At 69.9% G+C, this 13,828-nt stretch carries 12 protein-coding genes and 1 tRNA gene; 3 read left to right on the top strand and 10 right to left on the bottom strand.

What is annotated here, in order from left to right; translation table 11 throughout:
• Positions 1-806: 806 nt before the first annotated feature.
• From ACFVNO_RS04505 to ACFVNO_RS04485, 5 genes are all read right to left on the bottom strand, one after another.
• Positions 807-1,751, bottom strand: coding sequence for an ABC transporter ATP-binding protein (locus ACFVNO_RS04505; RefSeq protein ID WP_378889304.1), 945 nt, complete (start codon positions 1,749-1,751; stop codon positions 807-809).
• Between the two features lie 2 nt (positions 1,752-1,753).
• Positions 1,754-2,596: an ABC transporter ATP-binding protein gene (locus tag ACFVNO_RS04500; protein WP_355255953.1), complete on the bottom strand. Its 843-nt coding sequence runs from the start codon at positions 2,594-2,596 to the stop codon at positions 1,754-1,756.
• A complete protein-coding gene (locus ACFVNO_RS04495) occupies positions 2,586-3,578 on the bottom strand; it encodes a branched-chain amino acid ABC transporter permease (RefSeq protein ID WP_355255956.1) in 993 nt (330 codons plus the stop codon). The genes ACFVNO_RS04500 and ACFVNO_RS04495 overlap by 11 nt, the downstream gene beginning before the upstream one ends.
• A gap of 11 nt (positions 3,579-3,589) precedes the next feature.
• Positions 3,590-5,149 carry a branched-chain amino acid ABC transporter permease gene (locus tag ACFVNO_RS04490; RefSeq protein ID WP_355255959.1) on the bottom strand — a complete coding sequence of 520 codons (1,560 nt, stop codon included), beginning with the start codon at positions 5,147-5,149 and terminating at the stop codon, positions 3,590-3,592.
• 316 nt (positions 5,150-5,465) lie between these two features.
• Positions 5,466-6,035, bottom strand: a complete 570-nt coding sequence (locus ACFVNO_RS04485; protein ID WP_220562440.1) for an ANTAR domain-containing response regulator — start codon at positions 6,033-6,035, stop codon at positions 5,466-5,468.
• 156 nt (positions 6,036-6,191) lie between these two features.
• Between ACFVNO_RS04485 and ACFVNO_RS04480 the strand changes: the two genes are divergently transcribed.
• The 3 genes from ACFVNO_RS04480 (at position 6,192) to ACFVNO_RS04470 (ending at position 8,380) form a co-directional block, all read left to right on the top strand.
• Positions 6,192-6,274 (top strand) — tRNA-Leu (locus ACFVNO_RS04480).
• A 103-nt stretch (positions 6,275-6,377) separates the two neighbouring features.
• Complete coding sequence (locus tag ACFVNO_RS04475; RefSeq protein ID WP_378889299.1) at positions 6,378-7,172, top strand: transcriptional regulator; 795 nt, start codon at positions 6,378-6,380, stop codon at positions 7,170-7,172.
• Between the two features lie 248 nt (positions 7,173-7,420).
• Positions 7,421-8,380 (top strand): DUF1266 domain-containing protein, encoded by a 960-nt coding sequence (locus tag ACFVNO_RS04470; protein ID WP_220565249.1) that lies wholly within the window; start codon positions 7,421-7,423, stop codon positions 8,378-8,380.
• A 199-nt stretch (positions 8,381-8,579) separates the two neighbouring features.
• Here ACFVNO_RS04470 and pyk read toward each other — a convergent pair whose 3' ends face one another.
• From pyk to ACFVNO_RS04445, 5 genes are all read right to left on the bottom strand, one after another.
• On the bottom strand, positions 8,580-10,013 hold the full coding sequence (pyk, locus tag ACFVNO_RS04465; protein ID WP_355255965.1) for a pyruvate kinase: 1,434 nt from the start codon (positions 10,011-10,013) through the stop codon (positions 8,580-8,582).
• 326 nt (positions 10,014-10,339) lie between these two features.
• On the bottom strand, positions 10,340-11,272 hold the full coding sequence (locus tag ACFVNO_RS04460) for a prenyltransferase (protein WP_355256050.1): 933 nt from the start codon (positions 11,270-11,272) through the stop codon (positions 10,340-10,342).
• Between the two features lie 71 nt (positions 11,273-11,343).
• Positions 11,344-11,751, bottom strand: a complete 408-nt coding sequence (locus ACFVNO_RS04455) for a DUF2784 domain-containing protein (protein WP_355255968.1) — start codon at positions 11,749-11,751, stop codon at positions 11,344-11,346.
• Between the two features lie 24 nt (positions 11,752-11,775).
• Entirely contained in the window at positions 11,776-12,201 is a 426-nt protein-coding gene (locus tag ACFVNO_RS04450; RefSeq protein WP_355255971.1) for a DUF2784 domain-containing protein, read from the bottom strand.
• Between the two features lie 168 nt (positions 12,202-12,369).
• Positions 12,370-13,827, bottom strand: coding sequence for a glutamate synthase subunit beta (locus ACFVNO_RS04445; protein ID WP_355255974.1), 1,458 nt, complete (start codon positions 13,825-13,827; stop codon positions 12,370-12,372).
• Position 13,828 lies beyond the last annotated feature (1 nt).

The following is a 13,828-nucleotide window of genomic DNA, read 5'->3' as shown; positions in this document are numbered from 1 at the left end:
GGGTCTTCGCCGAGGTAGTTGTAGGTTTCCAAGAGCTCGGCCGCTTGGGAACGGCGGTCCGCGCCGGGTGGGCCCGGCCCCGGCCGCAGTCGGTGTCCGGCAGACCGCCAGGGGGAATCGTTGGGCTCCCGTCCGGGGTGGTGGGGGTGTGACTGCCGGAGCCGGGTGCACGCGGAGCGCGCGCACCCGCACCGCCTGGAAAGGTTGGGGGCGCCGGCGGCGGTGAGGGGGCTCCACGCTGTCGCCTACTCCCGCGGATGACCGCGGTACGGACGGGAGCGGGGGTGAAAGCCGCACGTACCCGCGATCTTGGCCCCAGACCGGGCACAGGACCGCGCACCTCCACCGCAGGGGGTGAAGGCCGCCCACACCCACAGCCCCAGGGGGTGTCGCCCCATGTACCTGCAACCCCGACCCCAGCCCGGAAACAGAACCGCGGCCCCCGCCCCAAGGGCTGAAGGCCGCACACACGCGCGGGCCTGGGCCCAAGAGGTCAGAGAGACGTGACCGCGCCCCGCCCCGGGAGTGTTGCCGCACGTTCCCACGGACCCCGACCCCAGCCCGGACACAGGACCGCACACCTCCACCGCAGAGGGTGAAGCCCGCGCGTACCCGCGGCATCAGCCAGCGGAGGATCAAAAAGGGAGAACCGCGCCCCCCACCCCAGAAGGTGCCGCCGCGCGTACCCACAGCACCGACCTTTGCGAACCGGAGAAACCACCCCCACAACAAAGGAGGCGGAGCCCTCAGGCCCCGCCTCCCCACTACTCCCCGGCCGGTCTCACAACCCCCCGACCGGTCCCCGGTCAGTCCTTCTTCCCGAGGGTCCCCAGGTACAGCTCGATGACGTTCGGGTCGTTCAACAGGTCCGCACCCGTACCCGTGTACGCGTTGCGACCCTGGTCCAGCACGTACCCCCGGTCACAGATCTGCAGGCACCGGCGAGCGTTCTGCTCCACCATGATCACCGAGACACCCGCCTCGTTGACCTGCTTCACCCGCTGGAAGACCTCTTCCTGGTACAGCGGCGACAACCCCGCCGTGGGCTCGTCCAGCAGCAGCACGGACGGGTCCATCATCAGAGCCCGCCCCATCGCCACCATCTGGCGCTCACCGCCCGACAGCGACCCGGCCTTCGCCTTGCGCCGCTCCCCCAGCAACGGGAACAGCTCCGCCACGAACGTGAACCGCTCCGCGAACGCCTTCGGCCGCAGATAAGCCCCCATCTGGAGGTTCTCCTCGATCGTCAGCGACGGGAACACGTTCTGCGTCTGCGGGACGTAACCCACACCGCGCTCCACCAGGCTGTGCGCCGGCAGACCCGCGATGCTCACCCCCCGCAGCGTCAGACCGCCCTCACGGATCGGGATCAACCCGAAGATCGTCTTGATCAGCGTCGACTTCCCGGCCCCGTTCGGACCGATGATCGCCACGACCTCGCCCTCGGTGAGCGTCAGCGTGCACCCGTTGAGGATGTTCACCCCCGGCACGTACCCGGCCACCAGCTCCTTGGCCAGCACCAGGTAGTCCCCGGGATCACCCACCTCCACGGACTCCTCCATGGCCTGCTCCAGCAGCTCCTCACGGTGCTCCTGGGCCACCACGGCCTCCTCCGCCGACTCCGGGATCAGCTCAGCCTCCGGCTTCACACCGGCCTCGGCCTTCGACCCGGCTCCGGCCTCCGGCTTCACCCCGGCCTCGGCCTTCGGCTCCAACTCCCCGTTGCCGTTCCCGGTCCCGCTCTCACTCATGCTCAGTCCTCCTCACGGGAACCCAGGTAGGCATCGATGACCTGCTGGTTCGAGCGGATGTCCGAGGGACGCCCCTCGGCGATGACCTGCCCCTGCGCGAGCACCACGATCCAGTCGCTGATGCCCATGATCACGTCCATGTCGTGCTCCACGAACAGGACCGTCTTGCCCTCGTCGCGCAACGACGTGATGTGCCCCAGCAGCGACTGCACCAGCGCCGGGTTCACACCCGCCATCGGCTCGTCCAGCATGATCATGTCCGGGTCGGTCATCAGCGCGCGCGCCATCTCCAGCAGCTTGCGCTGCCCGCCCGACAGCGAACCCGCCATGTCGTCGCGCTTGGCGATCAGCTTGAAGCGCTCCAGCAGCTCCAGCGCCCGCTCGGTGTTGGCCCGCTCCTGGCGCTGCCACAGCGGACGCGCGAACGCACCCGCCATCCGCTCCCCCGCCTGGCCCTTGGCCCCCAACAACATGTTGTCGAGCACCGTCAACCGGGTCAGCGCCTTGGTCAGCTGGAACGTGCGCACCATCCCGGCCCGGGCCACCTGGTGGCCCCGCTTGCCGCTGATCCGCTGCCCCTGGAACGACCACGTCCCCCGGTCCACCCGGTCGAAACCGGTCAACAGGTTGAACAGGGTCGACTTGCCCGCGCCGTTCGGACCGATCAGCGCCGTGATCGTCCCGCGCTGCACCTCCAGGTGCTCCACGTCCACCGCGGTCAGACCGCCGAACGAACGCCGCACGCCGTCGACCACCAGGATCGGGTCGGCCTTGGCCGAACCGGGCACCGTCTCGGTGCCCGACATACGGTCGACCACCTTCTGGCCCGTCTCGTCACTTGACATTGATCAGCATCTCCTTGCGGTCCCCGATCAGGCCCTGTGGACGGAACACGATCAGCAGCACCAACATCAGGCCCGCGAACGCCAGCTGGAGCGCACCGTAGTCCGGACCGTCCAGGAAGGGCATCAGCCCCAGGTCGCGGCCGACGTACTTCAGCACACCGTCCGTGAAACTCATCAGGAACCAGAACGCCATCGCGCCCAGGACCGGACCGAACACCCGGCCCGCCCCGCCCAGCAGCAGGATCGCCCACAGGAAGAACGTCACCTGCGGCTTGAACTGGTCCGGCTGGATCGACGCCTGGTGCACCGCCATCATGCAGCCCGCCAGCGCACCGATCAGACCGCCCAGCACCAGGATCTGCATCTTGTACGCGAACACGTTCTTGCCCAGGCTGCGGACCGCGTCCTCGTCCTCACGGATGCCCTTGATCACACGACCCCACGGGCTGTGGATCAACAGCCACGTCAGACCCGCCATCAACAGCACCAGCGACCAGGTCACCACCATCGTCCACAGGTGCGTACCCGTGTACGTCAGCTCACCGAAGCCGTACCGCGCACCCGGCTCGAACGGGTTCAGCTCGCGGAAACCGCCCGCCAGGTTCTGCAGACCGTACACACCGCCGGTCAGCGGCTCGGCGAACCCGGCCCGGTACACCAACCGGACCACCTCCGCCGCCGCGATCGTCGTGATCGACAGGTAGTCCGCCCGCAACCGCAGCGTCGGGATGCCCAGCAGCAGCGCCAGCGCCAGCGCGCACAGCAGGCCCACGCCGAAACCGACCAGCAGCGGCAGACCGAACACCGACACGCTGATACCGACGCCGTACGCGCCCACCAGCATGAAGCCGACCTGGCCGAAGTTCAGCAGGCCCGTGTACCCGAAGTGCAGGTTCAGGCCGATGGCCGCCAGGGCGTAGATCGCCGCGATCGGGCCCAGGGCCGACCGGACCGACTCGACCAGGATAGAAAGGATGTCCATCGTCTTCTCCCCTAGCCGACCCGCTCAGCACGCCCGAGCAGACCCTGGGGCCTGACCAGCAGCATGAGGATCATCAACGCCAGCGCCCACGCCTGCATCAGCTGCGACGGGAACCACAGGGTGGACAGCATCGCCACCAGGCCGACGGCGATACCGCCGACCATCGCACCGTAGGCCGTGCCCAGCCCGCCCAGGATCACCGCGGCGAACATCAGCAGCAGCAGACGGAAGCCCATCTCGTACTGCACCACCTGGTTCAGGCCGTACAGAACACCGCCCAGCGCCGCCAGACCGCCGCCCAGGCCCCACACGTACAGCGTGACCCGGTCCACGTCGATACCCGACGACTCCGCCAGGTCCCGGTTGTCCGACACCGCGCGCATCGCCTTGCCGATCCGGGTGAACTGCAGCAGACACGCCACCAGCACCAGCACCACGACCGCGACGCCCATGATCACCAGGTCGCGCGGGGGCATCGCGATCGGCCCCAGCCGCACCACCTCCTGGATCTGGAAGCCCGCGTACCGGCTGCGGTCCGCACCGAACAGCACCAGGATCACGTGGCGCAGGATCAGCGCCAGACCGATCGACACGATGAACATCTGGATCAGCGCCACGTTGCGGCGGCGCAGGGGACGCCAGATGTACCGCTCCATGGAGGCGCCCAGCACGGCGCCCATCACCACGGCGATACCCGCCGCGATCCACAGCGGGACCTGCCAGCCCACCGAGTCGCCCAGCACGCCCAGCACCGTGGCCAGCGCGATACCGGCGAAGATCGACGACCACTGGGCGATGATCAGGGCGGTCCGCGCCAACCGGGTCTCCAGGAAGGCGCCGATGAGGACCGCACCCCCCAGACCCGCGAAGACCGCGAGCAGGGAGTTGCCCATGCCCGCCGCACCGCTGCTGAACACCAGCGCGACCATGGCCCCGAAGGTGACCATGTCGCCGTGGGCGAAGTTGATCATCTTCGTCGACCCGAAGATCAGCGACAGGCCGATCGCCGAGATCGCGATCACCAGGCCGAAGAGCAGGCCCGCCGCCGTCAGCTGGATGACCCTGGAGCCGAAGGAGCCGCCGGCCGCGGGGGCGACATCGCCCTCCTCCGCGCCCGCGTCGTCCTCGGCCGGGGTCTCCGAGTCCGACGCCGAGGGCGACTCGGCGTCCGACTCCCCGCCGCCTCCGGCGGGTTCCAAAGCGATGATCAGGGGACGCTGATCGTTCGCCTCGACCTCCACCTCGGTCTCGCCGTCGACGAGGATGGCCGTCTCCCGTACGGAGAACTCTGCGGGAACGGACTCCTGGTCCACCACGACGCGGTAGGTGCCCGGTCCGGGCAGCTCCACCACCCAATTTCCATCAGAGTCGGTTTCGGCTGCCCCGATCTCGTCCTCACCGTCGAACACCTGGATCGTGATGCCTTCGACACCCTGATCCCGGTCGTCCGGGTTGCGGATCTGACCCTGCAGCGCTTCACCGCCCTGTTCGTCCGCCGTCGCCGCCGGCCCGGGGATCACCAGGATGGCGGTGATCAGGGCGAGCAGCACGGTCACGAGGCGTGTGCGCACGCGCGCTCCTTGCGCATCTGAGGGTAACGGTGCCGTATGCGCGCATTCGACACCGTTGTCCATTGCTGTTCGGTGCGGCGAGTTTAGCCCGGTTTACCCTGGTCATTCAGCTTCGCTTAAACCACGTGACCCAAATGTCATCCCATCGTGCAGAAACGAGACTGAACCGTCACGGGACCCCCCTTGACGCTGGACACCTGTCTCGTTTCCCACCTGGCGAGTGAGCGATCTGCACATTTCCCACATGCCCCGGACACGACGAGGGGCCGCACCCGGGCGGGTGCGGCCCCTGTTCAGTCCGTCTGCGCGGGATCCGTTAGGCCTGCTTGCCTCCGAGGGTCTCCACGACCGTCTCCGCCACCTTGCGCATGGTCAGACGGCGGTCCATCGAGTTCTTCTGGATCCAGCGGAACGCCTCCGGCTCGCTCATCCCGTGGCGGCTCTGGAGCAGGCCCTTGGCCTGCTCCACCAGCTTGCGGGTCTCCAGCCGCTCCTGGAGGCCGCCGACCTCCGCCTCCAGCGCCGCCAGCTCGGCGTACCGGGAGGTCGCCATCTCGATGGCGGGCACCAGGTCGGCCTTGCTGAACGGCTTGACCAGGTACGCCATGGCACCGGCGTCGCGCGCCCGCTCCACCAGCTCGCGCTGGGAGAACGCCGTCAGGATCACCACGGGGGCGATCCGCTCCCCGGCGATCCTCTCGGCGGCGGAGAGGCCGTCGAGCACGGGCATCTTGATGTCGGTGATCACCAGGTCCGGTTTGAGCTCGCGAGCGAGCCGGATGGCGGTCTCCCCGTCCCCGGCCTCGCCGACGACGGCGTAGCCGTCCTCCTCGAGCATCTCCTTGAGGTCCAGGCGGATCAGGGCCTCGTCTTCCGCGATCACCACGCGGCTCTGCGTCCTCGTCACGTACATGAGGTTACCGAGATCCGCTAGGATGCTGATCGTCGGGCCCGGCAATGCTGGCCAATCGTGACATCACCGTTGGCCGACCGTCGCCGAACCGGACGTTCACTCCCAGACCGCAACAAAACAGACAAACCGGCCGGAATGGCGGAATGGCATACGCGGCGGTCTCAAACACCGCTGCCCGCAAGGGCTTGTGGGTTCGAATCCCACTTCCGGTACCCACAGAGCCACCCACGGGTGGCTCTCGTCATTTCGGACATATCGCCTCTGACCTGGGAAGACACCATCGATTTGTCGTAGGCGTGAGCAAGCATGCGCAGCATGTACTCACGTGACATCGTCGACAAAGCCCTCCACCTCCACACCCAAGGACACAGCGACCAAGCCGTCGCCAACGCCTGCGGCGTCTCCATCTGGACGGTCCGGCACTGGCGCTATGGACGGCGCCGGGGTCCCGACGTCGAAGCCCGCCGCCAGGACCGCACGACCTACTGCCCGCGATGCAGCAGCGGACATCTCGATCCGCAGGCCTACGCCTACCTGCTCGGCCTGTACCTCGGCGACGGCTACATCGGCTGGATCCGCAACGGAGTCGACTATCTCGGAATCGTCTGCACCGACACGTGGCCCGGGCTGATGGACGAGTGCGCGCAGGCCATCGTCCGGGTCTTCCCGGTCAAGGTGTTCCGCGTCCAGCGCAGGGGCTGCACCGAGGTCAAAGCGACCTCCAAGCACTGGCGCTGCGTCTTCCCCCAACACGGCAAAGGCATGAAGCACACGCGCAGGATCTTCCTGAGGCCGTGGCAGCAGGAGATCGTGGACGCCCACCCGGAGAAGTTCATCCGGGGCCTCATCCACTCCGACGGCTGCCGGGTCACCAACAAGGTGCGCAGGATGGTCCGGGGGCAATGGAAGTACTACGAGTATCCGCGGTACTTCTTCACCAACGTCTCCAAGGACATCGCCGGCCTGTTCACGGCTTCGCTGGACCGTCTCGACATCCCGTGGAAGTGCCGGACGAAACCCAACCCCCCGCACCAAGACGTCTTGGTCGTGTCGATCGCGCGGAAGGACGCCGTGGCACGGCTCGATCGGTTCGTAGGGCCCAAGGGCTAGCAAGAACCGGTTAGCGGTTTGACCCCCGGTGTGCCGGGTGGGCGGTTCGGTCGGGGCGGAACGGGTGTAACTACCCGGCCGGTTCAGCACAAAAAGGGCCTTTTGTCACTTCATGCCCGGGCAAGGCGGGTCTAACCGGTCACATCACGGCCACAACCTGAGTACAACCCGTGGGTTCGGTCCCCGCCGCTGCCCGGATTCGATGATCCTTGAGAATCGGAGACGGGTTCTCAGGAGAGGAGCAGCCGGTGCTGACCGTGGCGGCCGGGGTGTTCGGCGCACTGGTGATCGGCGCCTGGGTCGTGGTGGCCTGGGGGTCCGGTCGGCGCCGCCCGTGGCTGCTGGCACCGCTCGCGCTGCTCGTCGTCGTCCTGGTGGCGGTGGCGCCCGGATGGGCGTTCCTGCCCGCGGTGGCGGTGGCGGCCGGCTCCTTCGTCGAGCTGGTGCTGGGGTCGCGCGAGTCCCCCGCGCTGCGCACCCGCGACGCCGACGCCCCCCTGAGCACCGAGCGCTGGGCCGCCGCGGTGGCCGCGCCGTTCCGGGTGGCGCTGGCCGAGCCGTGGGACGTGGTGGCGCGGCCGACGCTGCGCCGCCAGTACCGGCGGCTGTTGGAGCGGCAGTGGGACGTGACGGACCGCGAGTCGCTGCTGGCGGCGGTCGAGCGGCAGATGGACGAGCTGCACCAGGGTCCGAGCCTGGACCTGGTGGTCGACCTGGCGGCGGGGGTGGCGCGTTCGCGGCTGCCGCGCGAGCAGGGCGGCCACTCCACCGGTGAGCAGGTGCGGTTGACGCCGGAGCAGGTGGGCCGGCTGCGGATGGTGACCGGGGTCGCCGAGGGCGACGAGACGGTGATCATCGGCGCCTACCAGTGGTGGAAGTCGGTGCACGTGATCCGGCTGGTGTGCGGGGGAGCGACCCTGGACTGGCTGAGCCCGGTGGAGTCGCAGACGACGCTGCGCCGGGTGGCGTCGGACCTCCAGCGGCGCTATTCCTCGTGGCAGCAGCTGTCGATGGCGTTCCACGCGGGTTACCTGCTGTGGCCCGAGAAGGGTGTGGAGGGCGACCACGGCGGTACCGACCGGGTGTGGGCGGCGCTGGGGATGCTGACGGAGGATCCGCGCAGTCCGTGGAACCTGCTGCCGTGGGACATGCCGTTGGAGCGGGTGATCCCGGAGCCCGGCGGCCAGGAGCAGGAGTCGCACCGCTGACCCGCCGGTCGTCCGGCCGGTGCCGTTCCCGTACGGCCGCGCCCCGTCCGCCTCGTTCCCGGCTCCCGGTTCCCTGCCGGTCCCTGGCTCTCCAGCGGCTTTCCGGCCCTGGTCCAGGTCCGGCTCCGCCCCCGGGTCCGGCCCCGGTCCGCGGGCGCGGCTCATACGCCCCGGACCGGCAACCGGACGGTGAACGGCGTCAGCTTCCGTCCAGGGCGACGGTGTCGCCGAGGCGGTGGACGCGCAGGGAGTTGGTGGAACCGGTGGTTCCGGGCGGGCTGCCCGCCACGATGACGACCTTGTCGCCCTTGGTGTAGTCGCCGAGCTGGAGCAGTTCGCTCTCGACCTGGCGGACCATGTCGTCGGTGTTGTCGACCCAGGGGACGAGGTTGGTCTCCACGCCCCAGGTGAGGGACAGGCGTCCGCGGGTGGCGGTCTCGGTGGTGAACGCCAGCAGCGGGATGGGCGAGCGGTAGCGCGCCAGGCGGCGGGCGGTCTCGCCGGACATGGTGAAGGCGACCAGTGCCTTGGCGCCGATGGTGGCGCCGATCTCCGCGGCGGCGCGGGCGATGGCCCCGCCGGTGGTCTCGGGCACCCGGTTGAGGATGTGCGAGGCGCGCAGGGATTCCTGTTCGGCGGCGCTGATGATGCGCGCCATGGTCTCGACGGTCTCGACGGGGTACTGGCCGACGCTGGTCTCTCCGGAGAGCATGACGGCGTCGGCGCCGTCGAGGACGGCGTTGGCGACGTCGGAGGCCTCGGCGCGGGTGGGCCGGGGCGATCCGATCATGGATTCGAGCATCTGCGTGGCGACGATGACGGGTTTGGCCTTGTCGCGGCAGCGTTCGATGGCGCGCTTCTGGACCATGGGGACGTTCTCGAGGGGGAGCTCGACGCCGAGGTCGCCGCGGGCGACCATGACGGCGTCGAAGACCTCGATGATGTCCTGGAGGCGCTCGACGGCCTGGGGCTTCTCGATCTTGGCGATGAGGGGGACGGTGACGCCCTCCTCGTCCATGATGCGGTGGCACTCCTCGGCGTCGGCGGGGCTGCGCACGAAGGAGAGCGCGACCATGTCGACGCCGTTGCGCAGGGCCCAGCGCAGGTCTTCCTCGTCCTTGTCGGTGAGGGCGGGGACGCTGACGGCGACGCCGGGGAGGTTGAGCCCCTTGTGGTTGGAGACGGTCCCGCCGTAGATGACGCGGGTGTGGACGTCCGTGCCGGTGGTCTTGGTGCATTCCAGCACGATGCGGCCGTCGTCGATGAGGACGCGGTCGCCGGGGCGGACGTCGCCGGGGAGTCCCTTGTAGGTGGTGGAGACCCGGTGGATGTCGCCGGGGACGTCCTCGGTGGTGATGGTGAACTCGTCACCGGGGTTGAGGTCGACGGGTCCGTCAGCGAAGGTGCCGACGCGGATCTTGGGTCCCTGGAGGTCGGCGAGGATGCCGACCGCTCGTCCGACCTCGTCAGCGGCGGCTCGCACGTTGGCGAGGTTGGCGCTGTGGTCGTCGTGGGTTCCGTGGCTGAGGTTGAGTCGGGCGACGTCCAGTCCGGCGCGGACGAGCCTGCGGAGGATCTCCGGGCTCGAGGTGGCGGGACCGAGGGTCGCGACGATCTTTGCTCGACGTGTCACGCGTAACACTTTAGAGCGTCCGGGGGATGCAGTGGTCTAAACCAGGTTGCGAATGGACGTATCTCAGGCTGCGCGAAGGCGAATGGGGGCTGTGCACGAGTGTGTCGCCGGGGGTGTCGGCGGGGTGTCCGGGGTCTTCTCCGAAACCGTGTGCGGGGCCTTCCCGGGGCCGTGCGGGCCCCTCTCCCGAACCGTTGCGGGCTCGTCCCCGGCGTCCTCCTGGAGCCGTGCCGGGATCTCCCGCGGGACGTGTCGGATCCCTCCCCGGAGCCGCTCGGGTCCGTCTCCGGAGCGGTGCCCGTGTCCCGGTCGGGCCCGTGTTCCGGTCAGCGGTCGCGCCGGGGGGTGGGGATGCCGTGTTCGAGGCGTCCGTAGGCGCGCAGGATGCGCAGTCGCTGGACGGTGCGGATGCCTTCGAGTTCGAGGGTGGCGGTGGTGTCCCAGTGGTCCCAGTCGGCGTTCCAGCCGCCGTCGTGGCGCTGGGTCTTCTCCAGGTGGTCGAGGTTGGCGGCGAGTTCGGCGTCGGTGAAGATCGGCCGGGCGATGCAGGCGGGGTCGGGTGCCAGGTCCAGGGGTGTGTGGATGTGGTGGCGGGGGGCTGCGCCGCTGCGGGGCCCGGGGATGTCGGGGGTGTACTCGGGGCGGATGCGGACGACGGCGCGGATCATGGTGGCGAGGTGGTTGACGGTGGCGACGGCGCGGGGGCGGTCGGGGACGTGCTGGAGGAAGGCGCAGATGCCGATGGCCTCGTGGGGGTCGGTCCAGTGGAGGGCGTCGATGTGCTTCCAGCAGTAGGCGGTGGCGCGGTCGCGCCAGGGGTGGGTGATGTTGTGCTTGTGGAGGCGGCCGGTGATGGAGGCGGTGAGGGCGAGGTCGGGGGTGCGGCCGCTGTGTTCGCGCCACCAGGGTGCGGCTTCGGTGTGGCGGACGGCGGGGGTGACGGGGGGCAGGCCGCCGTCGGGTGAGGAGACGGTGGTGAGGTAGCGGCAGATGCTCTGGCCGAGTCCGGCGGGGATGGGGCCGAGTTCGTCGAGGTAGCGCAGGGCGGTGTCGACGGCGAGGGGTTGGCTGGCGTGTCCGCGCAGGTCGGGGTCGAGGGCGTTGCCGTAGCCGCCGTCGATGTTGCGGTAGGCGGCGAGGGCGGAGCGGATGGGGGCGGTGGGGCCGGCCTGGAAGTGGTAGGCGAAGCGGTACCTGTCGATGAGCCGGGCGGTGCGCATGGTGAAGTGTTCTGCGGCGCGGAAGGATTCCCAGGTCACAACGCTCATGTGGGAACGGTACCCGTGGCTCGGGCGGGGGTGCGCGGTCGCGGCCAATCCATTCGTGTTCTTTACGTGGGGTCGCGGCGTGCGGGTCTCCGGTGGCGGTGCGCGGCGTTCCGGCGGTGGCGGAGCGCGCGGGTGAGGGGGACGGTCCAGGTGAGGAGGATGAGGGCGGCCGCGGCGAGGCGGACGGTGGCGAGGTGCTCCTCGGGGTAGACGACGCCGGTGAGGTAGTGGTCGATGAAGCCGGTGGGGGGCAGGCCCTCCTGTCCGGCGTGGTGGCGTGCCCGGCGTTCGACGTGGGTGAGGGGGCATTCCCAGCCGATGAGGGTGATGCCGAGGGCGTAGGCCGTGGCGGCGAGGTGGGGCCACAGGGCGCGGGGCCACTTCCAGGCGGCGAGGCCGCCGAGGAGCACGTAGGCGAGGAAGGCCATGTGGAGGACCATGGCCGTGTCCGCGAGGATCCGGTAGGCCATGTTCCATGGTAGGCGGGGGTGCCGTCAGGTGTCGGTGCGGACCTCGGCCTCGACGCCCGCTCCCCCGCCCGCGCCCTTACCCGCGCGGGCGCGGCGGCGCCGGGCCGTGAGGACGGCGTGGCCGGCCCAGGAGAGGACGACGAGGGCGCCGACGGCGGCCTGGGCCTCGCGGAGGGCTTCGGCGGGGTAGATGACGCCGGTGAGGTAGTGGTCGATGAAGCCCTCTTCTGCGAGTCCGGCCCGTCCGGCGTTCTCCCTCCCCCAGTTCTCCACCAGGGTGAGGGGGCAGGTCCAGGCGAAGACGCTGATGGCGAGGCCGTAGGCGGCGACGGCGAGGTGGGCCCAGAGGGTGCGGGGCCACTTCCAGGCGAGGAAGCCGCCGAGGGCGATGTAGAGGATGAACGCGAAGTGGAGGAGCATGGCGGCGTCGCCGATGATCCGGTAGGCCATGGTCGTTGCTCCCGTCGGGGGGCGGGGGTGCCGGGGCGGGGCCCGGTTCCCAGTGTCGCGGGTGTGTGCGGGGAGCGGGTCACGGCGGGGTCACCGGTGTGCGGCGCCGGACGCGCGCGGGGGCGCGCAGGGTGGTCCCTGCGCGCCCCCGTGGCCGTGGTGTGCGGGTCAGACGAGCGGTCGTGCGGTGGGCGGGATGGCGACGGGCAGGTCGCTGTCGACGCCGGTGAGGTGGCGGTCGACCGCGGCTGCGGCGGAGCGGCCCTCGGCGATGGCCCAGACGATGAGGGACTGGCCGCGGCCCATGTCGCCGGCGCAGAAGACGCCCTCGACGCTGGTGCGGTAGTCGGCGTCGCGGACGACGTTGCCGCGTCCGTCGAGTTCGACGCCGAGCTGTTCGATCATGCCCTCCTTCTGGGGGCCGACGAAGCCCATGGCGAGGGTGACGAGGTCGGCGGGGATCTCGCGCTCGGTGCCCTGGACGGGCTCGAAGCCGTTGGCGGTGCGCTGGACCTCGACGAGCTTGAGGGCGCGGACGCGGCCCTGGTCGTCGCCGAGGAACTCCAGGGTGTTGACGGAGTAGATGCGCTTGCCGCCCTCCTCGTGGGCGCTGGTGACCTTGTACAGCATCGGCATGGTGGGCCAGGGCTGGGAGTCGGGGCGCTTGGCGGGCGGCTTGGGCATGATCTCGAGCTGGGTGACGCTGGCGGCGCCCTGGCGGTGGGCGGTGCCGACGCAGTCGGCGCCGGTGTCGCCGCCGCCGATGACGACGACGTGCTTGCCCTCGGCGTTGATGGGGGCGCGGTCGTAGTCGCCGAACTGGACGCGGTTGGCCTGGGGCAGGTACTCCATGGCCTGGTGGACGCCGGCGAGTTCGCGGCCGGGGACGGGCAGGTCGCGCCAGGCGGTGGCGCCGCCGGTGAGGACCACGGCGTCGTGGTCGGCGCGCAGCCGTTCGACGGTGATGTCGGCGCCGACGTCCACGCCGGTGCGGAAGACGGTGCCCTCAGCGGTCATCTGGGCGATGCGGCGGTCGATGTGCCGCTTCTCCATCTTGAACTCGGGGATGCCGTAGCGGAGCAGGCCGCCGATGCGGTCGGCGCGCTCGTAGACGGTGACGTCGTGTCCGGCGCGGGTGAGCTGCTGTGCGGCGGCGAGCCCGGCGGGGCCGGAGCCGACGACGGCGACCTTCTTGCCGGTGCGCGTGGCGGGGGGCAGGGGCTTGACCCAGCCCTCCTCCCAGGCGCGGTCGATGATGGAGACCTCGATGTTCTTGATGGTGACGGCGGGCTGGTTGATGCCGAGCACGCAGGCGGATTCGCAGGGTGCGGGGCACAGCCGGCCGGTGAACTCGGGGAAGTTGTTGGTGGCGTGGAGCCGTTCGATCGCCTCGGCCCAGTCGTGGGTGTGGACGAGGGTGTTCCACTCGGGGATGAGGTTGCCCAGGGGGCAGCCGTTGTGGCAGAAGGGGATGCCGCAGTCCATGCAGCGGGACGCCTGCTTGGTGACGGTGCCCCGGTCGAAGTCCTCGTAGACCTCGCGCCAGTCCTGGATGCGGACGTCCACCGGGCGGTGAGCGGGGAGCTCGCGTTCGGTGATCTTCAGGAAACCCTTGGGGTCAGCCATG

The sequence above is a fragment of the Nocardiopsis sp. NPDC057823 genome, assembly GCF_042797335.1.
GTDB lineage: Bacteria > Actinomycetota > Actinomycetes > Streptosporangiales > Streptosporangiaceae > Nocardiopsis > Nocardiopsis changdeensis.
This window is presented reverse-complemented; position numbering and strand designations above follow the sequence as displayed.